Genomic DNA, 20,918 nt, shown 5'->3' with positions numbered 1-20,918 from the left:
GGGAATAGGCACGCGCGCTGCTTTACGTCTGCCCGTCACCACGACCGCAAGTCCGCGGTCCTCCCACCCCTGGAGTTTCGATGTCGATCGCGTTCACCCGCGGCGTTCGCCGCGCGGCCGTCCTTTGTCTCGTCGTCACCGCTACCCTCGGCTCCGTCTTCGTGAGCCGCGCCGCTGCGTCGACGCACGAGACCATGACGGCGCACACGGTGCACGTGGTCGCCACGCAGAAGACGACGCTCGGCGGCGAGACGCGCGGTTTCCACTCGAGCGCGCCGAAGACGATCGGCGGCGACGTCCTCGCGTTCGCGCCGGCGCCGTCGACGTCGACGTCGACCTCGGACAAGCCGCTCACGGTCGTGTACCTCCACGGCATCCACGGCAAGGCGGCGAACGGCTGCCCCCACATCAAGAACGGCGCGAGCGACGTCGGCTGGCTCGTCTGCCCGAAGGCGGACAACGCGGAGGCGAACGGCACCGCGACGTGGTCGATCGATCCGACGAAGCCCGCCGCGGTCGTCACGCACGCGCTCGAGGCGGCGGAGGCAGAGGGCGCGTCGGCGGAGCCGGGCGTCGCGGTCGGCTTCTCGCAGGGCGGCTACGTCACGCTCGATCTCGTGAAGAGCGGCAAGGTGAAGTTCCGCGGCCTCGTGCTCATCGCGGCGCCCGAGGCGCACCCCTCCGCCGAGAAGCTCCACGCCGCCGGCGTCCGCCGCGTCGTCCTCGCGGCCGGCTATCGCGACGCCGCGTACGCGCCGCTCAAGGAGGACGCGAAGCGCCTCGAGCGCGAGGGCATGGAGGTCCGCTTCGTCAGCCTCGGCGACGTCGGCCACACCTACGCCGCGGAGGATCCGACCGCCCTCCACGACGCCATCGTCTGGGCCGCGGGGTCTTCAACGCAGGGGCCTGCGGCCCCTGCACCCCGCTCGCAGCCGTAGGACGCGCGCGAAGACGCGCGCATCCTCCGCTGCTCGCCGATGAACGCTCCGATGGGATGGAGAACTGCGAGCGCTCCGAGCCGCGACCACGCCCTCGCCTCCCCCGCGGCCAGGTGTGCTAGACGTCGCGCCCATGAACACGGACGTCTCCCGCCGCGCCTTCGTCGTCACGTCTCTCGCGACCGGCTTCGCCCTCGCGGTGAGCCCCGTCTCCGCCGACACGATCACGACCGACGCGACGGGCCTCGTCGCAGGCGAGGTCAAGATCGACAAGATGCCCGCCTACCGCGCGATGCCGGAGGGCAAGGGCCCCTTCCCGCTCGTCGTCGTCATCCAGGAGATCTTCGGCGTGCACGAGCACATCAAGGACATGTGCCGCCGCCTCGCGAAGGCGGGCTACATGGCCGTCGCGCCGGAGCTCTACTACCGCGAGGGCGACGTCTCGAAGCTCAAGGATTTCGCCGAGATTATCAAGATCGTCGAGAAGGTGCCCGACGACCAAGTCGCCAAAGACCTCGACGCCGCGGTCACGTGGGCGAAGGGCCAGGGCAAGGTCGACGGCAAGCGCATCGCGTGCATCGGCTGGTGCTGGGGCGGCCGTCAGGTCTGGCTCTACGCCGCGCGCGCGGAGCTCAAGGCCGCGGCGGCGTACTACGGCCCGATCTCCAACGCGCCCTCGGCGCTCAAGCCGAGGTCGGCGCTCGACGTGGGCGCGAAGCTGAAGTGCCCGGTCATCGGCTTCTACGGCGGCAAGGACACCCACATCCCGGTCTCGCACGTCGAGCTCCTCAAGAAGGAGATCGCGGCGGGCAAGAGCGGCTCCGAGGTGAACGTCTACGCCGACGCCGACCACGGCTTCAACGCCGACTACCGCCCGACCTACAACAAGGCCGCCGCGGAAGACGCGTGGAAGAAGACGCTCGAGTGGTTCAAGAAGAACGGCGTCTGAACGACGGACTACGCTCTCGGCTGACGTCCGTAGATCGCGTCGAGGTCGACCGGCGCACCGTGAATCGCGATCGTCCCCTCGCCCGCGACCACGTCGCTCCGCCAGCCTCCGCTCGTGCGCCGGCGTACCTCGACGTGTCGCTGGTCTTGTGAGACGAGCACGTACTCCTCGAGCGACATGAGCTGCTTGTAAGCAACGAACTTCTCGCCGCGATCGCGGGTCTCGGTCGACGGGGAGAGCACCTCGACGATCACGACGGGGTTCGTGATCGCCTCGCCCAGCGTCCTGTTTCCTCTCTTCACCGAGTGGACTTGGAGCGCTCCGCACACGAGGCTCGCGTCCGCCCGTCCGAAGAACTGCGCGGCGTCCACCCAGAGATCCGCGTTCGCGTCGAAGACGGTGCAGTCCTCACCCGCGATCGACAGGAGGGCACCGATGACGCGCGCGCCGAGACGCGAGTGGTCGGGGCTCCCGCCGCTCATCGCGTGGACGATGCCAGCGCACCACTCGAGCCGCACACCGTCCTCGGGCTCCATCTCGAGGAAGTCCTCGAGCGATACGAACGGCGTGCTGACCGCGGAGCTCATGCTTCGAAAGCGAGCGCGGAGGTCAGGCGTCTTCGGACGCCTCTTCCTTTTCCTTCTTCTCTTTCTTCTCCGCCTTCTCGGTCTTGTCGGCGTCCTTCTTCTTCGCGGTCTTCTCGGGCTTCTCCGACTTCTCGTCGTCGTCGTCCTTGTCCGCTTCCTTGATGCCTTCTTTGAAGTTCTTGATGCCCTGGCCGAGACCCTTGCCGATATCGGCGATGCGGCCCGCTCCGAAGAGGAGGAGCGCGATCAGCGCGATGACGATGAGCTCCGGGGCTCCGAGTCCGCCAAGCATCCTTATTTGCTATCAGCGCCGCGTGCCTCGGGCAAGGCCGTGACGATCGCGGCGACCGCGACCGCGCCGGCGAGGGCGGCGACGGGGACGAGCGAGAACAGGAAGAGCCACGCGCCCGGCGACGACTCGGGCACGCGCAGCTCCAGCGCGCGGAGCGTCGCGAGCGCGGCGAGCGGACCGGCGGCGCCGATCGCGGCCGCGGCGACGCCGCCGACACGGCGGCGAGCGCGCAGGATCGCGAGCGCCGCGACCGCGCCGGCGACGAGCGCCGAGGCCGTGACGACGCCGGCGCGCAGGACAGGCGGCAGCGAGGAGGCCCGCGCCCACGGCGCGAGGCCGCGGAGCACGAGGTTGTCGACGCGCACGCGCACGTTGCCCGTCGCGGACGGCAGCGCGAGGCGCGCGCCGACGAGCTCGATGCGCCGGAGGTCGTCGCTGACCGTCGCCTCCTCCGCCGTGAACACCACCCCGCCGAGCGGCGCGCGACCGACGAGGCGCGGCGGCCCCGCGCCTTCGGGCGGACAGAGCCACGTCGCCGACACGAAAGGGACCGCGTGCGTCGCGCCGGACGTGCAGGTGGCGCGGCCCTCGACGAGGAGCGCGTTCACGACGCGCCCCGGCGCCACCGCCTCGCGCCCGAGCACGACCGACGAGAGCACGAGCGCCCCGCCGAGGACCGCGGCCTGCGGAAGGAGTCGAAAGACCGTCCGCGCCGGCGGCTCGCCGAGCGACGCGAGCACACGCGCTTCGCCGCGCTCGACGAGCCGCTGAATCGCGAGCGCCCACCCCACCGGCCAGCCGATGAGGAGCGCCGCCTCGACCGCAACCGCGAGGAGGCTCTTCGCGAACGGCGCGAGGGTGCCCCACCCGATCGCCGGATCGAGCACCCACGGAAGAAGCCGAATGACCGCGCCGACGGCCGCGGCGCTCAGGATCAGCGCCGTCGCGACGATCGCAGCACCCGCCGCCGGCCGCGCGATAGGATCCCTCAACCGAGCCACGACGCGCGAGAATACTCAACGTCGGGGCCGACGCGTCGCTGCTGGATGCGGAACGGGGCCCCAGAAGCGGCCGCGCAAGCGGGCGCGAAGCGCCCCGAGCGCAAAGCGCGAGGGCCGTGTCTGGGGTGGGGGTGTCGGGGGCAACGCCCCCGACCTCAATTGAGACCCGGTTGAACGTCGTGATAGGGTCGCGCACCGACGTGTTAGGTCGCGTACCGACGTGTTAGGGTCGCGCATCGAGAAGGGATGGCCATGACGCTCGACGGAAAGAAGCTGCGCGCCTTCGGTCTGGGCGCTCTCGTCGCCGGTGCCCTGCTCGCGACACCAACGGCCGCACAGGCCGAAGAGGTCTCGAGCACCGGACGCGGCATCGTCGGCGGCGCGCTCCTCGGCGGCGAGCTCGTCGTCTTCGGTGAGGCCATCTTCGGCGTCCACTCGACGCTCGCGTACGTGATCGGCGGCGTCGTCGGCGCCGGCGCGGGCGGCGCGGGCGGCTACTTCATCGAGCGGGGCTCGAGCGACGGCCGCGTCCCCGCCTACCTCCTCGCGGGCGGCATCGCGGCGCTCATCCCCGCCATCGTCGTCACGCTCGACGCCACACGATACCGGGCGACCGAAGGCGCTCGCGAAGACAAGCCGACCGGCGATCTCCCCACTTCCGATCCCGGTCAGCCGGGTGGCAGCAGCGTCGTCGGCGCACCGACCGCACCCGCCCCAGCGACGCCCGCGCCCGCTTCGCCGGAGCCCGCCACCACTCCGCCCGCAGAGCCGCCTCCGCAGCCGGCGCCGGAGACGGACCCGAGCGGCGGCGGCACGAAGGCTCCCCAGGCGTCGCGCCACGTCCCCTCGCGCCCCGCCCCCTCGCTCGTCGGCGTGCGGAACGGACAGCTCGCGATCGGCGTCCCCGTCCCCGAGGTCCGCGCGATCATGGGCGCGACCGAGCGCCAGCGCATGGGCGTCGACAACCGCGGGAACGAGGTCCGCTTCCCGGTGCTGAACGTCGCCTTCTGAGCTGCGGCGCCCCGAGGCGCACCGGAGGCGCACCAGAGCAACAACCCTGCGACGCGCAGATGCACCGACCGCGAGCGCGACCGAGCGGCAACCCGCGCGAAGCGGCGGCGGGGCGGCAACCCGCGCCGAAGCAGCGACGCGCAGAGTAGCGAACCCGCGACCACGCCGAAAACAGCGACCCCGTCGAGCACGCCGGAGCGGCGGCCGAAGCGAGGCAAACGCGGGAAAATCCAGCTGTTCCTTTAACGCGGAGAGCGCTGTAGTCTCGCGGCAAAGCCGCACATGAACACTCCGCGCAGCGCAGCCAAGCCGCAGGATCCCATGCTCGGGCGTGTCGTCGCCGGGCGGTACCGACTCGAGGCCCGCGCGGGTGAAGGCGGAATGGGTGTCGTGTACCGCGCGCGCCACGTGCTCATCGATCGCGTCGTCGCGCTCAAGCTGATCCGACCCGACCTCCGCGGCGAGACCCACCTCCGCGCCTGGATGCTGCGGGAGGCCCGCGCCGCCAACCGCGTCGATCACGCCCATATCATCGATATCCATGACATCGGCGAAACCGAGGAGGGCGAGCTCTACCTCGTCATGGAGTACCTCGTCGGCACCTCGCTCTCGAGCGAGCTCGCGAAGGGCCCGATGCAGCTCTCGCGCGCCGTCGACATCCTCGAGCAGATGTGCGCCGCCCTCGCGCGCGCGCACGACCTCGGCGTCGTCCACCGCGACCTGAAGAGCGACAACATCCTCCTCTCGACGCGCGGCGGCCGAAAAGACTTCGTGAAGATCCTCGACTTCGGCCTCGCGCACCTCGCGATGGACCCGCGCCTCGCCCCGAAGGGCGCGGTGTTCGGGACGCCGGAGTACATGTCCCCGGAGCAGGCCCGCGGCGAAGAGGCCGGGCCGCCGAGCGATCTCTACGCCCTCGGCGTCCTGTTCTACGAGATGCTCACCGGGCAGCTCCCCTTCCGCTCGAACGATCGCGACACGCTCCTCGAGATGCAGCGGAGCGCGCCGCCGCCCAAGCCCTCCGCGATCAAGCCGGACGTGCTCCCGCAGTCCGAGGTCATCGTCCTCAAGCTCCTCGAGAAGGAGCGGCGCAAGCGCTACCAGGACGCCCACCACCTCCACGAGGAGCTGAAGGCGCTCCAGCGCGCCCTCCCCTCGACGCCGTGGGAGGTGCAGGCCGCCGATCCGCAGAACGCGCCGCCGCCTCCCCCGCCGCCGCCGCAGTCGCCGGGCGTCATCGAGTGGGCGAACCGCGCCGCCCTGTTCTCGCGCATGGTGAGCCGCGTCTACCCGACCGGCAACACGCCGCCCGAGATCCAGACCGGCGTCGCGCAGGCGTGGGACCTCGCCTCGCGCGCGACCCGCCTCGAAGGCGAGGTCGCCTCGCACACGCGCAAGCTCGAGTCGCTCGAGCGCCGCGGCCGCGCCCTCCGCGCGGAGATCGGTCGTAAGGTCGAAGAGCTCGCGCACGAGGAGTCGCGCGCGCTCCGCGAGGCCGCGGCGGAGCAGACCGAGGCCGCGAAGCTGCGGGAGCTCGTCCAGGTCGCCGAGCGCGCCGGCGCGACCGCGAAGGCCCAGGCGGACCAGGCCGCGCAGCAGGGCGGCACGCCGACCACGCTCCGCGCGATCTACGAGCGCTCGGGCGCGGCGGCGGCGCTGCTCGAGGCGCGCCGCGAAGCCCTCGGCGAGCGCGAGCAGAAGGCGAACGTGAAGGATCAGCAGGCGCGCGATCTCCGCCGCCAGATCGACGAGCTCCGCGCCCAGCTCGCGCGCTACGCCGAGGCCCTCGAGGAGGACCTCAACGCCGGCCGCGAGAAGGTCGCGTCGCGCACGCGCGAAGGCCTCAACTTCGAGAAGGCCTTCAGCGACGTGACGACCCTGCTCCTGAACCACCTGAAGCAGAAGCCCGAGGCGCGCGACCTCCTCCAAGAGCTCATGGCGAACATCCACGCCGGCTCGAACACGAAGAGCCAACCCAACCTCGGCCCCGAGAGCCGCGGCCCAAACCAGATCTGAGCCCGCAAGCTCACCAGCTCGCTGGACCTGCATCGGCAGCGATGCTTGGCGGGGTCCCCCTCTCGGGGGTCCGGGGGCGTCGGAGCGCGCGCCCCGCGCGCGAAGAAACCCCCGGCGGGAGAGCTCGAGAGGGCAGAGCCCTCTCGAACAAGACTAGCCCTGGCGCGGCGGGGGGATGACCTCGCCTTTGCCTTGCTTCGCGGCGTCCTTCGCGAGCTCGAGGAGGAAGTGCTTGTCCTCGGCGTCCTTCGTCATGCTCGCGGCCTTCTTGAAGGCGGCGGCGGCGGCCTGGTAGAGGGCCATGACTCGGCGCGCCTTCGTCTCGCGCTTCTGGCGCGACGCGACGAGCTCGCACGTCTTTCCGAGCGTCGTCCACGTCGCGCGCTCGTTCGGCGCGAGCTTCGTCGCCTTGATCGCGAAGTAGAGCGCCTTGCCCGACTTCTTGCGGCGCGCCCAGCCCTTCGCGAGCTCCTCCGCCACGTACGCCGTGTCGCCGTCGTTCCCCGCTTGGACGGCGATCGCGTAAGCCTCTTGCAGCGTCGCGACCGCCGACTTCGCGTCGCGCTTCATCGTGGCCTCTGCGTCCTTCAGGAGACGCGCGATCTCTTTGGTGCTCATCGTCAGGAGAGCTTCGCGCCGAGGAAGGCCTTGAGCTTGATGAGCGTCTTCACGTCGCGTGAAAAGCTCGGCACCTTGTACTCCTGCGCCCACGCGCCGACCTCCTGGACGAAGAGCGCGCGCACGCCCGAGTCACCGATGATGTCGTCGACCGTGCGGCCGCGCGCGGCGCCGCGCTTGAGGCCCTTCACGTACTCGACGAGCTTCGGGTAGTCCTCCTCGAGGAACTCCTCCACCTGCTTCGCGTCCGCCGCGAGGCGCCCGAGGACGCCGGTGTCGACGGTGGGATCGGCCTCCACCGCGAGGGCGGCGGCGACGCGGATGACGAACGCGTCGTCGCAGAAGCCGACGTCGTCGATGCCGTCGGCGATGAGGTCGAGCGACTTGAACACGTAGTTGAGGCCCGCGATGACGTAGCGGCCGGTCTCGTTCTCGCCCGTCGCGTGCGCGATCTGGCCGAGCGCGGCGGCGTCCTCGCCGAGGGTTCGGAGCCACTCGGGGAACACGTCGAGGTAACGAGCGAGCGCGGCCGGGTCTTGTGACGTCATGAGCGTCCAGTTTAGTGCAAACGGGCCGTCGCGAGGCCGAGAAGGAATCCCGCCACCAGCGCGCCGAGGACGAGGACGACCACCGCCCACGCGGCGACGCCGCGGCGCGCGCCGTGCGCCATCAGCATCGGGAGGTTCTCGGACGGGAGCGTCCCTTGCGACGCGATGACGACCTGCGGCGGCGGATCGGTGACCTGGCGGCCGGGGCGGCTCGCGAGCGTCCCGCCCGGCCCCTTGTCGGGGACCCCCGGCTCGATGACGACCTGTCCGCGATCGACGACGTCGACGAAGGTGGGGTGCGCGTCGATGACCGGCGTCGGCGGCGCGCTCCCGCGGAGGGCGGTGCCCGCCATGAAGACGCTCGGCACGTCGGGGAGGCGGCTGATCGGCGCGGGCCCCGCCGGGCTCGGCGTCTCGCCGGAGGCCGCCGTGAGCGCGCGCGCCATCTCGAGCGCGGACTGGTAGCGCTGCGTCCGGTCCTTCTGCATCGAGAGGGAGATGAACGCGGAGAGCCGGCCGAGCTGCGGATCGATGCTCTCGATCGGCGCGGGCGTGGCGTTGAGGACGGCGCCGAGGCGGGCGTACTCCGTCGGGGCGGGGAACGCGACGCGGCCGGTGAGCATCTCGTAGAGGAGGACGCCCGCGCTCCAGAGGTCGCTCCGCGCGTCGACCTCCTTCGCGTTCTTGATCTGCTCCGGGCTCATGTACGCCGGTGTCCCGAGCAGCACGCCGGTCTTCGTCTTCGAGCCCATGCCGCCCGCGGCGTCCATCACCTTCGCGATCCCGAAGTCGAGGATCTTCGCGGTGAAGGTGCCGCTCGCCTCCCGCGCGAGGACGACGTTCTCGGGCTTGAGGTCGCGATGGACGATGCCCTGCGCGTGGGCGGCGCCGAGGCCGGCGAGGACGCCCTGGAGGATCGCGGTCGCCTGCCCGATCGGGACGCGGACGCTCGACCGCGTGTACGCGCTGAGCGGGACCCCCTCGAGTAGCTCCATCACGAGGTACGGCGTGCCGTCCTCCGCCGTCGCGGTCTCGAAGACGCGCACGATGTTGGGGTGGATGAGGCGCTGGCAGACGCGCCCCTCCTCGATGAAGCGCTGGATGACCTCGAGGTCGTGCAGGTAATCGACGGAGAGGAGCTTGATCGCGATCGCGCGCCCGTCCTCCGGGTTCCGCGACTCGAAGACGGTCCCCATCCCGCCCGAGCCGATGACCCGCGAGAGCGGGTACTTGCGAGACAGGATCGCGCCGACGAGCTCGTTCTGCTTCGCAGGCGCCGGCGCGTTCACCGCGCCGATGGTACGCGCTCCCGCGGTCGACGTCAGCCGGCGACGTCAGCCGGCGCGCAACGTGGCGCCGAAGCGGGCCTCCGCCTCCTTCACGACCGCCGCGTGCGCCGCGTCCACCTGCGCGTCGGTGAGCGTGCCCTTCGGATCGCGGTAGACGACGCGGAACGCGAGGCTGGTGTGGCCCGCCGGCACCTGCCCGCCGGCGAAGCGATCGAAGAGGCGCACCGCGATCGCGAGCGGCCCCGCCGCGGCACGGATGCCGGCCTCGACCTCCCCCGCCGGGATGCCGTCCTTCACGACGAGCGCGATGTCGCGCGCGCTCGCGGGGAAGCGCGGGATCTCGGTGAAGCGCGGCGTCGCGGCGCCGCCGCGGAACGGCTCGAGCTCGATCTCGAGGACGAGCACCTCGCCGTCGAGGTCGAGCGACTCGATCACGTCGGGGTGGAGCGGACCGACGCTGCCGATCCGCTCGCCGCCGGCGACGACGAAGCCCGCGCCGCGCGGATGCAGATGCGCGGGGGCCTCGTCGCGCTTCGCCTGCACGACGTCGGCGGGCTTGCCGGAGAGGCGGCGCGCGATCTCGATCGCGTAGCCCTTCGCGTCCCACACGTCGAGGGCTTGCCGCTTCTCGAGCCACGCCGGGCGATCGCCGGCGAGCGCGAACGCGAGGCGGAGGCGCTCCTCCGGCATCTCGCCTTCGCGCGACGGCGCGAGGTAGACCGGGCCCACCGTGAACACGCGCACGTCGCGCTCGCCGTGGCGCCGCGCGTTCTTGATCGCGTCGAGCAAGCCGGCGAGCAGCGTCGTGCGGAGGACGCTGTGCGGCTCCGCCATCGGGTTCGTGAGCGTCACCGCCGGCGGCGGCGCGCCCAGCGCGGCGAGCACCTTCGGCGAGGTGAAGCTGAACGTGATCGCCTCCGAGAGGCCGACCGCGGCCGCGACCTCCTTCGCCCGGCGCGCGAGGTCCTCGCGTCCCCCCACGTCGCGCGACGCGTGGATCGGCGGGAGCTCCGCCGGCACCTTGTCGATGCCGTGCATCCGGATCACCTCCTCGACGAGGTCCGCCCCGCGACCGATGTCGGGACGGTGCGTCGGCACGTGCACGTCGCACTCGCGATCGGTCGCGTTCGTCATCTCGCAGCCGAGGCGCTTCAGGATCGCGACCGACTCCGCGAACGGCACGTCGACGCCGGTGAGCGCGGCGACGCGCGCGGCGTCGAAATGGATCACGCGCTTCGCGACCGGCGACGGCTCGCCGAGGGCGCGCGAGCCCTGGACGTGGAGGCGACCCTTCGTCGCCGCGGCGCCGGGCGAGAGCTCGAGCGTGAGCGCGACCGCGCGATCGAGCACCTGCGCGACGTCGCTCGGATCGACCCCGCGCTCGAAGCGGTGGCTCGACTCCGTGTGCATGCCGTGGCGGCGCGCGGTGCGCCGCACGGTGCGGGGATCGAACCACGCGCACTCGAAGAGCACGCGCTTGGTGTCGCGGTGGATCTCGCTCGACGCGCCGCCCATCACGCCCGCGAGCGCGACGGGGCCTTCGCCGTCGCAAATGAGGAGGTCGTCGGCGACGAGCTTGCGCTCCACGTCGTCGAGCGTCTTCATCGTCTCGCCGTCCTTCGCGCGGCGGACCACGATCTTCTTGCCGCGCACGCGGTCGAGATCGAACGCGTGCATCGGGTGGCCGTACTCGAGCATCACGAGGTTCGTGACGTCGACGACGTTCGAGATCGACCGCACCCCGAGCGCCTGCAAGCGGTACCTCGCCCAGAGCGGCGACGGCGCGATCGAGACGCCCACCGCGCCGGCCGCGCCGTAGTGCGGGCAGCGCTCCGCGTCCTCGACCTCGATCGCGACGATCGACGCCGTCGCCTCGTCCGCGACGCGCGCGGGCGCAGGGATCGCCGGCCACTGGAACGTCGTGCCGAGGTGCGCCGCGAGCTCGCGCGCGAGGCCGACGTGACCGAGGCCGTCGGGGCGGTTCGGGGTGAGGCCGATCTCGAGGACGGTGTCGCGCGCGTTCGGGACCGCGGTCGCGAGCGGCGTGCCGGGCTCCGCGGTGCCGGGTGGGAGGACGAGGATCCCGCCGCTCTCGTCGGAGAGCCCGAGCTCCGACTCGCTGCAGAGCATGCCCTCGCTCGTGACGCCCGCGATCGCACGCGGCGCGATGGTCAGGTCCTTCGCCGGCAGGTGCGCGCCGAGCGGCGCGAGCACGACGAGGCCGCCGGGATCGGGGACGTTCGGCGCGCCGCAGACGACCTCCTGCCGTTTGCCGCCTTCGCGCTCGACCGTCACCAGGCGGAGGCCGCTCTTCGTCGGGTGCGGCTTGATCGCGACGACCTTCACGACGAGGCACGCCTCCGCGCCGGCGCCGTACTCGTGCTTTCCTTCGACCTCGAGACCGCCGCTCGTGAGCGCGCGCGCGACCTCGTCGGCGGAGAGGGTCAGGCTCGGCAGGAGCTCGCGCAGCCAGCGGTACGACGCTTTCATGGCCCGCGATCCTTACCACGATGCTACGTCCATGGGCATGCACGGTCGCTTCGCGGTCTCGGTCCTCGCCGGCTTCGTCGGCTCCGCTGTCGCGGGAGGTTGCTCGGACGACTCGGGCGCGTCGTCGACCACGACGAGCACCACCACGTCCGGCTCGCCCACCGTGTCGCCGGACACGTGCAAGTCGCGCTGCAACGCGAAGGCGGCAGAGTGCGGTGGTCCGGCCTCCGGGTGCGCGCAGCTGTGCGCCGGCTCCGTCACCGAGGGCCAGGTCGCGTGCCTCGAAGGCAAGTCGTGCTCCCAGCTCGAGCCGCTCGCCGAGGGCGGCGATCTCGCGGCCATCTGTCCCGTCACGAGCAGCTCCTCGTCGACCACGACGACCACGAGCTCCGGCGGCACCGCGACCGACCTCCCGGAGAGCATGACCATCACGGCGACGATCCCGTCCGACTACAAGGCGCTCCACACGAAGCAGGGCAACGAGATCGCGACGCTCTTCAACGTGGCGCCGAAGCCATCCTTCTCCCCGGAGCCGCCGGCCGCCCAGTTCCCGCAGATCGGCGACAAGGACGTCGCGGTCACGGTCGACGCGCCGTCGCGCGGCGGATGCGACGCGAAGTTCTCGTTCGTCATCAACTCCGAGCAGGTCGGCGTTCAGTTCACCGCGGTCGAGACGATCCCCGACACCCCGTGCGCGACCTTCGCGGACAAGATCGTCTCCGACGGCGCCAAGCTCACGCTCGCGAACGTGCCGTGGGCGAACAGCACGAAGACGTCGACCGTCACGATCGAGTTGAAGTAGCGAGCCATGCGCCGCGCGTTCGCCGTCGCCGTCGTCCTCGCCGTCTTCGCGGCGTGCTCCGACGACGAGCCGGCGACGGCGACGCCGGAGGCGAACGAGGGCGACGCGGGGCCGCTCACGGTCTCGCCCGCGGCGTGCAAGGGTCGCTGCGAAGCGAAGGCGGCCGAGTGCAACGCGCCGAGCGCGCAGGCCGAGCTCATCTGCGCGCAGATCTGCAACGCCGCGGTGACGGAGGGACAGGCGCAGTGCCTCGAGGCGACGTCGTGCGGCGACCTCGTCGGCGTGGCGTCGCGCGGCGGCGCGCTCGCGTCGATCTGTCCGCTCTTCGGCGACGCGTCGGCGGGCACGGTGGGGCCGACGGAGCCTCCCGCGTTCGTGCCGCCGGCGGTCACGATCGCGGCCGCGATCCCGCCCGGCTACGTCGCGACCCACACGACCGCGGGCACGATGCTCTCGTCGCTCTTCAACGTCGCGGGCCCGCCGTCGTTCTCGACGCCGCTGCCGCCGGGTCACTTCCCGCTCCTCCAGCATCCGCGCGTCGACGCGACGGTCGTGTCGCCGCCGCGGAGCGGCTGCGCGTCGAAGATCAACGTCACCATCGACGCGACCACGCTCGCGGTGAGCACCTCGGGCGTCGACGTCTCGCCCTCCACCACGTGCGCCGCGTTCATCGACGCGATCGCGGCCGAGGGGCTCACGCTCACGCTCGAGGACGTGCCGTGGGCGAACACGGAGGAGCGATCGACGGTGACGATCGCGCTGCGAAAGCAGTAGCGTCAGAACTGCGCGAGGAAGCGCGGATCGTTCTCGAACAGGAGCTTGATGTTCGGGATGCCGTACTTCAAGAGCGCGATGCGCTCGAGGCCCATCCCGAGCGCGAAGCCGGACCAGACCTCGGGATCGATCCCGCAGTTCTCGAAGACGACGGGATGGATCATCCCGCAGCCCAGGATCTCGATCCAGCCGGTGTGCTTGCACAAGCTGCAGCCCGGCCGCGCGCCGTCGGGTTGTTTGCAGAATACACATCCCACGTCGACCTCGGCGCCGGGCTCGACGAACGGGAAGTAGGAGGGGCGGAGGCGCACCGGCGTACCGGGGCCGTAGATGCGCTCCGCGAACTCCGCGAGGACGCCCTTCAGGTGCGCGAGGGTGACGTTCTCGTCGACGAGGAACGCCTCGATCTGGTGGAACATCGGCGAGTGCGTCGCGTCGTCGTCGCGGCGGTACACCGTGCCCGGCGCGATGAACGCCATCGGCGGCTTCATCGAGCGCATCGCGCGGACCTGGATGTTGCTCGTGTGCGAGCGGAGGAGGAGCGGCTTGTCGGCGCCGGTCACGCGGACGTCGGTCCAGAACGTGTCCTGCATGTCCGTCGCCGGGTGATCGGGCGGATAGCCGAGGAGGCCGAAGTTGTTCTCCTCCCGCTCGACCTCGGGGCCGTCGAACACGGCGAAGCCGAGCTGGCGGAACACCGCGATGACCTCCTCGCGCACGCGCGAGATCGGGTGGCGATGACCGCCGTCGGAGACCGGGAGGCGCGCCGGGAGGGTGAGGTCGAAGGGCGGCGCGTCGAGCTCGGCTTGCCGCGCCTTCCGGCGCAGCGCGGAGAGCGCCTCCGCGAAGCGCGCCTCGACCTCCTGCTTCACGCCGTTCACGCGCTCGCCGATCGCCTTGCGCTGGTCGGGCGGGAGCTTGCCGAGCTGGCTCAAGATGGCGGTGAGCTCGCCCTTCTTGCCGAGGACCTTCGCGTTCTCGTCACGGAGCGCCTGCTCCGTCGCCGCCGCGCCAAACCGCGCCGCGAGCCCTTCGCGGAGGTCCGTGAGCGCGCGATCGATGTCGAGGTCCATCGCCGTTCTGTAGCACGGTATCGTGCTCCTCGTGACCCATCGTTCGAGCCACAACGTGCTCCTCCGCGGCGTCTCGCACGGCGACGTGATCGCGGCCGTCGAGCGGCGGCTCGCGCAGGACGGCTACGTGCGCGTGAAGGGCGCGACGAGCGGCGTGCGCGTCAGCTTCCATCGCGACGGCGAGGACATCATGCTCTCGCTCCACCCCAGCATGCGCGACATGCTCCGCGCCGAGAGCGCGAGCGGCTGGCTCGAGCGCGAGTGGGCGGAGCACCTCGCCGAGGCGGTCGACGCGAGCGCGGTCGCGATCGGCGTCCACGAGGACGGGCCCGGCTCTCACGTCACGCGCTTCGCCGCCGACGGGCATCAGCTCGGCTTCACGATCGAGGAGGAGGCGACGCGGATCTCGGCGGCGATCCTCGGGCGGCCGGGCAAGGGCGTCGCGCTGAAGGGCAAGGACGGCGAGGCGTTCGCCGCCGCGCTCACGAAGGGGCTCGCGCTGCCGAAGCGGTGGCTCCACGTGTGGGATCCCGACGAAGGCGAGACGTTCGTGTTCCGCCGCCGCGCCGAGATCCCGGTGCTGCCGAAGCGCGCGAAGGCGACCGGCTTCGAGCCCGCCGCGGCCGCGTACCGAGGACGCAACTACGCGGTCGGCACGTTCGCCTTCGGCGCGGAGGCGGACCTCGAGAGCGTCGCGAACGTGATGTCGGAGCTCGTCCGCGCGTTCGCGCCGCCGGACGGGTTGCGCGTCCAGGTCACGCGCGGCGAGAAGAGCGAGGTGTTGCCGAGCCGCTTCAGCCGCACCGCGAGCATCAAGGCCGCGCAGCTCGCGCGCGGCGGCAGCGTGGAGCTGACCGCGGGGCACTTCTTCCACGATCCGATGGCGGCCCCGATCTTCTGGATCGCGAACGACCCCGCGGTGCTGGACGAACAGGACGCGGTGCCGCTCCACTTCGGGTTCGCGCTCACGCGTCCCGGCGCGGACGCCCCCGAGCGCGCGCTCGCCCACGCGATGAGCGTGATCGCCGAGGTCGCGGCCGGCCTCGAAGGTTGCCTCTCCGCCGTCGTCGCGGCGCAGGGCACGCCGATCTCGCTCGCGGACACGACGCTCCCTTACGAGACGCTCGCCGGCACGGTCGCGAAGCGCGAAGACGGCCGCTGGCTCCGCGCCCACGCGCGATCGCCCGGCTGGCGCACGCTGATCCCGCGCGCCAAGATGAAGGGCCTCGCGCGCCCGCCGCCGGACGGGGTCACGCTCGCGCGGGTCCCGAGCGGCGTGCTCGTCCAGCACGACGCGCCGACGCCGTTCGCGGTCGGCGACACGACGGACGTCGAGCGCTGGCTTCTGCCTGCTTTCGGGTGAGAAAGCGAGGTATGCTCGCGACCGACGTGAGCGAGCAACTCCCCACGCCCGATCCGGCTTTGATGCCGCGGAGCAGGCCGCAGCTCACGTGGACCGACGCGTCGGGGAGCCATTTGCTCGATCTCTCCGAGCCGCGCACGGCCGGCTCGGCGGTGCACTGCGAGCTGGTCATCGCGGACAAGGCGGTGTCGCGCCTCCACTTCGAGGTCGATCCGGCGGTCGACGGCCTCTGGGTGCGCGACCTCGGGAGCCGCAACGGGACGTACGTGAACGGCGTGAAGGTGACGGAGGCGCGCGTCCCCGCCGGCTCCGTGATCCGCGTCGGCACGACCGACATCACCGTCGCGTACGGCAACCCGGAGATGCCCGTCACTGCGGAGCCGGTCTCGTTCGGCTCGCTCGTGGGGACGTCGCCGGCGATGCAGTCGCTCTTCGCGACGTTGAACGGGCTCGCCGCGAGCGAGACCTCGATCATCCTCGAGGGCGAGCCCGGCACCGGGAAGAAGGCGCTCGCGAAGGCGATCCACGACGCGTCGGCGCGCGCGGGGAGCCCGTTCGTCATCGTCGAGTGCGCCGGCCTCCCGCGCGAGGACGCGGTCGCGGACGCGCTCGAGGCCGCGCTCACGAGCGCCGAGGGCGGCACGCTCGTCCTCGACCTCCCCGCCGAGCTGCCGCTCGCGGTGCAGCGCGAGCTCACGCCGCCGCTCGACGCGAAGGCGTTCCGCGTCATCGTGACGACGCAGCGCGACCTGCGGAAGCTCGTGAACCAGGGCGCGTTCCGCGAGAACCTCTACTTCCGCCTCGCCGGCGCCACCGTGCGCGTGCCGCCGCTGCGGCAGCGCACGGGCGACCTCGTCCCGCTCCTGCAAAGCTTCCTCGGCGAGCAAGCCGACCTCGCGACGCGCCAGCTGGTGGAGGACCTCGAGCGCCTCCCGTGGATCGGCAACGTGCGCGAGCTAGAGGTCTACGCCGAGCACCTCCGCACCGGCGACCTCGTGCGCGCGGTCGCGCAGGCGCACCTCGACGCGGTGGAGTCCGACGATCTCCGCCGCCAGCGCGACGCGGGGCACGACACGATGGAGGTGTCGACCATCGCCGGCGTCCTCGGCAGCGAGCCGCTCGGCGACATCGGGCGCATGCTGCCGATCGCGCTCGAGCCGTGGTTCCTGATCGGCTTCAAGGAGTTCCGCGAGCGCTGGATCGACCTCGGCGAGCGCGAGTACCTCCGCCGCCTCATGCACCGCACGAACCGCTCGAGCGGCGCGGCCTCACGCGAGGCCGGCCTCGAGCGCACGTACCTCTATCGCCTGCTGAAGAAGCACGGCGTCTGACGCGCTCACACCTGGCGCGCGCGGCGCGTCGGAATTCCACGGGCCGAGGAGGGCGTTTCCACTTAGCCTGGAGCCGCCCCGTTGCGCCTTGCCTTTCGACTCGCGCTGACCTTTGGCCTGCTCGCCGCGGCGTCGAGCGGGCTCGTCGGCGTCGCGGTGAGGCAGCGCCTCGTCAGCTTGGAGACCGAGCGCTTCCGGCACGAGGTCGGCGGCGTCTGCCAGCGCATCAAGGAGGAGGTGCGCCGCCAAGCCGAGGCCGACCGCACGTTGATCACGGGCTTCTGCGAGGGCGGCGAGCTCGTCGAGCGCGTCGGCCTCGCGATCGACACCGGCGAGATCGACAGCCGCCGCCTCTCGTTCTCGCAGCTCGTTCGCACCGAGCGCGCCGCGTTCGGCATGGACGAGCTCCTCGTCGGGGTCGAGCGCGGCGACATCATCGGCGCGAGCCCGACCACGCTCATCGGCATGCCCGCGGCAGAGGTCGACCGCCTCATCCGCGCCGACCCGAAGGGCTTCGTCCTCCGCACCGGCCACGACGCGCACGGAGCACCAAGCCCCCCCGCGATCGTCACGCGCTGCACGAAACCCTCCCCGAGCGGCCGCCTCGTCGGCATGGTCGCCGCCCGCCACGTCGACCCGATGATGGAGCGCATCGCCAAGACGCTCGACATCACCCTCCTCCCCTCCTGGACCCCCACCCCCACAAAGCCCAGTCCCACAAAGCCCCCCCCCACAAAGCCCGCACCCGGCCCCGGGGCCCCAGACGCGGCCGCCACAGCGGGCGCGAAGCGCCCCGAGTCTTCGAGGGCCGTGTCTGGGGCGGGGGTGTCGGGGGCAGAGCCCCCGACGATGAAAAGCACCTGTGAGCTCGAGGACGGCAAGGGCGCGAAGCTCCCCTTCGAGCTCGTGAAGTCCACGAAGGAGCTCGAGGCCAACGTCGCCGAGGTCGACCGCACGGTAGGTGTCCTCGCGATCGCGGCGGCGATCGTCGCGTTCCTCGTGTCGATCGTGCTCGCGCGCACGGTGAGCCGGCCGCTCGCGGTGCTCGCGCAGGAGGCGGGCAAGGTCGCGGAGGGCAACGCCGAGCCGATCGAGATCCGCGGCTCGGGCGAGGTCCGCACGCTGGCGATCGCGTTCGACCGCATGCTCAAGGACCTCGCCGTCACGCGCCGCCGCCTCGCCGCCGCGTCGCGCATCGCGGCCTGGCGCGAGGTCGCGCGCCGCGTCGCGCACGAGGTGAAGAACCCGCTCGCGCCGATCCGCGCCGCGGTCGAGACGCTCCGCCGCCTGCGCGCGCGCGAGGACCCGCGCTTCGACGAGTACTTCGACGAGGCGACGCGCACCGTGCTCGACGAGGTGCATCGCATCTCCAACATCGTGACCGAGTTCACGCGCTTCGCGCGCCTCCCGCCGCCGCGCCCGCAGGAGATGGACGTCGAGGACGTCGCGCGCCACATCGTGAAGATGCACGCCGCCGCCGCGGGCGACAAACACCTCGCCCACGTCACCCAGCGGCGCGCGCCCGCCATCCGCGCCGATCGCGATCAGGTCATCCAGGTGCTCACGAACCTCGTCCAGAACGCGCTCGACGCGGTGAAGGACACCCCCGGCGGCGCGGTCACGCTGACGACCGACACCGACGGGCAATACGCGTCGTTCGCCGTCGCCGACAACGGTCCCGGCGTGACGCCCGAGTTCGCGGGCCGCCTCTTCGAGCCGTACGCGACGACGAAGACGACCGGCACCGGCCTCGGCCTCGCGATCGCGCAGCGCATCGCGTACGAGCACAACGGCGAGCTCTCGTACGTCGGCCCGAGCGCGAACGGAAAGGGCGCCGTGTTCCGGCTCGTCCTGCCGATCGCGGGACCGCCGCCGGCCGATCCCGACGCGCCCCCCTCCTCGGCGGAGCCCCTCGAGCCATGACGGACACGACCGAAGACAGGACCGTGTTCGGCAAGATGACGGCGTCGCACAAGCTGTACGTGTGCCTCGTCGCCGTCTTCGTGTCGTGCTTGCTCCTCGGCGACGTCATCGGCGGCAAGACGATCCCCACCCCGCTCGGGCCGATCTCGATCGGCATCATCCCCTTCCCGGTGACGTTCCTCCTCACCGACGTCGTCAACGACTTCTACGGACGGCGCGGCGCGCGCTTCCTCACGCTCGTGGGCTTCACGATGGCGGTCCTCGCCTACGTGATCCTCCAGATCGGCACCGCGCTCCCCGCCCACGAATCCACCTACTTCACGCAGGCGGAGTTCGCGAAGATCTTCGGCGGAAGCTCGCAGCTCTTCGTCGCGTCGATGATGGCCTACCTCCTCGGTCAGTTCCTCGACATCCAGGTATTCCAGTTCTGGAAGGCGCTCACGCAATCGAAGCATCTCTGGCTCCGCGCGACCGGCTCCACCCTCCTCTCTCAGGTCATCGACACCGTCACGATCAACGTCGTGTTCTGGTACTGGACCGCGGCCGGCGATCCGGAGTCCTTCCTCGGGAAGATGACGCCCGGCGGAAGGATGGAGTGGATCTTCGGCAAGATCGCGCGCGAGTACGGGATCAAGGTCGCGGTCGCGATCATGCTCACGCCCGTCGTCTACGGCGTCCACGGCTTCGTCGTGAAGTTCCTCCGCGTCCAGCCGGAGGCGCACGAGGGGCGAAGGTGAAGCTGACGCTCCCGAGCGGCAAGCGCGTCGAGCTCACCCTCGAAGCGCCGAAGCCGCAGCGACGCGACATCCTCTTCGCGGAGGGGCTCGGCCTCACGATCGCCCCCGGCAACGTGCGCGACCTCTCCCTCGCCGACTTCCACGTCGTGCGCGCGGTCGCGACGAAGAAGGGCCTCCTCCCGGAGGAGGAGATCGAGATCGAGTGCCTGAACTGCGCGGAGCCGATCGCGGTGAAGCCGTGCGCGCTGCTCGAGACGGGACCGTGGGAGGACGGCGAGGTGAGCGATCCCGAGCTCGATCGCCTCGTCCCCGACGAGCGCTTCGAGCCGCGCACGGTGCGCGAGGCGATCCCGCTCTGGAAGGCGCTCGCGCGGCGCCGCTTCGACATCGACGACGGCGTCGTTAAGGCGATGGGCCTCCGCGGGATCTCGGCGGAGACGCTGGCGAGCTGCGACGACGCGACCTTCGAGGAGATCACCGACGCGTGGCTCGACGCGTGGTACGTCCCGCGCCTCGCGGCGGAGGTGTTCTGCCCGAAGTGCAAGGCGCGCAACACGGTCGACGCGCCGTACGAGCGCGAGTTCGAGCGCGGCCTGATCCGCGAGGGCGGCGCGTCGTCGAGCGAGTCGGGCAAGTCGGGCGAGTCCAGGACGCCGCTCGCGCCGCTCGAGGACTTCGTCGATCTCGCGCACGCGATCGCGGAGCCGCTCCTCGCCGAGGTGCCGGAGCCGCCGGAGCTCATCGTCGAGGACGGCACGCCCGCGGTCGACGACGGCGGCGTCCCGCTCCTCGGCAGCTACGTCCCGCCGCCGCCGAAGGACGCGCCGGTGCCGGCGCGGCCGGGCACGATCACGGTCTACTACCGCACCTTCCAGGCCGCCCATCGCGACGAGCCCGACTTCGACTGGGAGGACGAGCTCCGCGAGACGATCGAGCACGAGCTCGAGCACCACGTCTACTTCCTGCGCGGCGACGATCCGATGGATGAAGAGGAGCGCGCCGAGATCGCGGCGGAGGCGGTGCGCGTCGTCGGCAAGCGCGAGGCGGCGCGCCGCGAGCTCGCCGGCTTCGGATCGAGCCTCCGCGATTTCTTCCGCCGCGCGTGGCCGCTCGTGCTCATCGCGGCGGTCGTCTTCGCGGTCACCGTCCTCGAGGCGCGTTGCTCGCTTTGATTGT

Annotated in this window: 19 protein-coding genes; 11 read left to right on the top strand and 8 right to left on the bottom strand. The window is 71.6% G+C overall.

All coding sequences use genetic code 11. From position 1 onward, the window contains the following. Positions 1 to 80 precede the first annotated feature (80 nt). Both KF837_31635 and KF837_31630 read left to right on the top strand, forming a co-directional pair. A complete protein-coding gene (locus KF837_31635; GenBank protein ID MBX3231920.1) occupies positions 81 to 938 on the top strand; it encodes a hypothetical protein in 858 nt (285 codons plus the stop codon). Positions 939 to 1,071: 133 nt separating this feature from the next. After that, positions 1,072 to 1,887: a dienelactone hydrolase family protein gene (locus tag KF837_31630; GenBank protein ID MBX3231919.1), complete on the top strand. Its 816-nt coding sequence runs from the start codon at positions 1,072 to 1,074 to the stop codon at positions 1,885 to 1,887. 8 nt (positions 1,888 to 1,895) lie between these two features. Here the strand turns inward: KF837_31630 and KF837_31625 are convergent, their stop codons facing one another. From KF837_31625 to KF837_31615, 3 genes are read right to left on the bottom strand one after another with little or no spacing between them, the layout of a single operon-like run. Then, positions 1,896 to 2,474, bottom strand: coding sequence for a Uma2 family endonuclease (locus KF837_31625; GenBank protein ID MBX3231918.1), 579 nt, complete (start codon positions 2,472 to 2,474; stop codon positions 1,896 to 1,898). A 22-nt stretch (positions 2,475 to 2,496) separates the two neighbouring features. Continuing rightward, positions 2,497 to 2,766 carry a twin-arginine translocase TatA/TatE family subunit gene (gene tatA / locus KF837_31620; protein ID MBX3231917.1) on the bottom strand — a complete coding sequence of 90 codons (270 nt, stop codon included), beginning with the start codon at positions 2,764 to 2,766 and terminating at the stop codon, positions 2,497 to 2,499. A gap of 2 nt (positions 2,767 to 2,768) precedes the next feature. Further along, a complete protein-coding gene (locus tag KF837_31615) occupies positions 2,769 to 3,767 on the bottom strand; it encodes a hypothetical protein (protein ID MBX3231916.1) in 999 nt (332 codons plus the stop codon). Positions 3,768 to 4,019: 252 nt separating this feature from the next. Here KF837_31615 and KF837_31610 point away from each other — a divergent pair, with 252 nt between their 5' ends. Both KF837_31610 and KF837_31605 read left to right on the top strand, forming a co-directional pair. Next, complete coding sequence (locus tag KF837_31610) at positions 4,020 to 4,778, top strand: hypothetical protein (GenBank protein MBX3231915.1); 759 nt, start codon at positions 4,020 to 4,022, stop codon at positions 4,776 to 4,778. Between the two features lie 381 nt (positions 4,779 to 5,159). Next, the gene (locus KF837_31605) at positions 5,160 to 6,794 is read left to right on the top strand and encodes a protein kinase (protein ID MBX3231914.1); all 1,635 of its coding nucleotides are present in this window, start codon (positions 5,160 to 5,162) and stop codon (positions 6,792 to 6,794) included. Between the two features lie 153 nt (positions 6,795 to 6,947). Here the strand turns inward: KF837_31605 and KF837_31600 are convergent, their stop codons facing one another. The 4 genes from KF837_31600 to pheT are packed head-to-tail and all read right to left on the bottom strand — an operon-like array spanning position 6,948 to position 11,739. Beyond that, a complete protein-coding gene (locus KF837_31600) occupies positions 6,948 to 7,412 on the bottom strand; it encodes a hypothetical protein (protein MBX3231913.1) in 465 nt (154 codons plus the stop codon). Positions 7,413 to 7,414: 2 nt separating this feature from the next. Further along, complete coding sequence (locus KF837_31595; GenBank protein MBX3231912.1) at positions 7,415 to 7,960, bottom strand: DUF1232 domain-containing protein; 546 nt, start codon at positions 7,958 to 7,960, stop codon at positions 7,415 to 7,417. Between the two features lie 11 nt (positions 7,961 to 7,971). After that, entirely contained in the window at positions 7,972 to 9,249 is a 1,278-nt protein-coding gene (locus KF837_31590; protein MBX3231911.1) for a serine/threonine protein kinase, read from the bottom strand. A gap of 45 nt (positions 9,250 to 9,294) precedes the next feature. After that, positions 9,295 to 11,739, bottom strand: a complete 2,445-nt coding sequence (gene pheT / locus KF837_31585; protein MBX3231910.1) for a phenylalanine--tRNA ligase subunit beta — start codon at positions 11,737 to 11,739, stop codon at positions 9,295 to 9,297. A 37-nt stretch (positions 11,740 to 11,776) separates the two neighbouring features. Between pheT and KF837_31580 the strand changes: the two genes are divergently transcribed. Together KF837_31580 and KF837_31575 are read left to right on the top strand one after the other, a co-directional pair. After that, positions 11,777 to 12,541 carry a hypothetical protein gene (locus KF837_31580; GenBank protein ID MBX3231909.1) on the top strand — a complete coding sequence of 255 codons (765 nt, stop codon included), beginning with the start codon at positions 11,777 to 11,779 and terminating at the stop codon, positions 12,539 to 12,541. Positions 12,542 to 12,547: 6 nt separating this feature from the next. Beyond that, entirely contained in the window at positions 12,548 to 13,315 is a 768-nt protein-coding gene (locus KF837_31575; GenBank protein MBX3231908.1) for a hypothetical protein, read from the top strand. A gap of 2 nt (positions 13,316 to 13,317) precedes the next feature. On the opposite strand, the gene pheS is transcribed toward KF837_31575, so the two are convergent. Continuing rightward, the gene (gene pheS / locus KF837_31570) at positions 13,318 to 14,388 is read right to left on the bottom strand and encodes a phenylalanine--tRNA ligase subunit alpha (protein MBX3231907.1); all 1,071 of its coding nucleotides are present in this window, start codon (positions 14,386 to 14,388) and stop codon (positions 13,318 to 13,320) included. Positions 14,389 to 14,410: 22 nt separating this feature from the next. Here pheS and KF837_31565 point away from each other — a divergent pair, with 22 nt between their 5' ends. The 5 genes from KF837_31565 (at position 14,411) to KF837_31545 (ending at position 20,914) form a co-directional block, all read left to right on the top strand. Continuing rightward, a complete protein-coding gene (locus KF837_31565) occupies positions 14,411 to 15,751 on the top strand; it encodes a hypothetical protein (protein MBX3231906.1) in 1,341 nt (446 codons plus the stop codon). Between the two features lie 26 nt (positions 15,752 to 15,777). Beyond that, the gene (locus KF837_31560; protein MBX3231905.1) at positions 15,778 to 17,082 is read left to right on the top strand and encodes a sigma 54-dependent Fis family transcriptional regulator; all 1,305 of its coding nucleotides are present in this window, start codon (positions 15,778 to 15,780) and stop codon (positions 17,080 to 17,082) included. A gap of 81 nt (positions 17,083 to 17,163) precedes the next feature. Further along, positions 17,164 to 19,005, top strand: a complete 1,842-nt coding sequence (locus KF837_31555) for a HAMP domain-containing protein (protein MBX3231904.1) — start codon at positions 17,164 to 17,166, stop codon at positions 19,003 to 19,005. Next, positions 19,002 to 19,742, top strand: a complete 741-nt coding sequence (locus KF837_31550) for a queuosine precursor transporter (GenBank protein MBX3231903.1) — start codon at positions 19,002 to 19,004, stop codon at positions 19,740 to 19,742. Before KF837_31555 ends, KF837_31550 begins: the two co-directional genes overlap by 4 nt. Continuing rightward, positions 19,739 to 20,914 (top strand): metallopeptidase family protein, encoded by a 1,176-nt coding sequence (locus KF837_31545; GenBank protein ID MBX3231902.1) that lies wholly within the window; start codon positions 19,739 to 19,741, stop codon positions 20,912 to 20,914. The genes KF837_31550 and KF837_31545 overlap by 4 nt, the downstream gene beginning before the upstream one ends. The last annotated feature ends 4 nt before the right edge of the window (positions 20,915 to 20,918 follow it).

It is taken from the genome of Labilithrix sp. (assembly GCA_019637155.1).
Classification (GTDB): domain Bacteria; phylum Myxococcota_A; class Polyangia; order Polyangiales; family Polyangiaceae; genus Labilithrix.
Note: the sequence above shows the minus strand (reverse complement) of the source record. Positions and strands in the feature narration are given on the sequence as shown.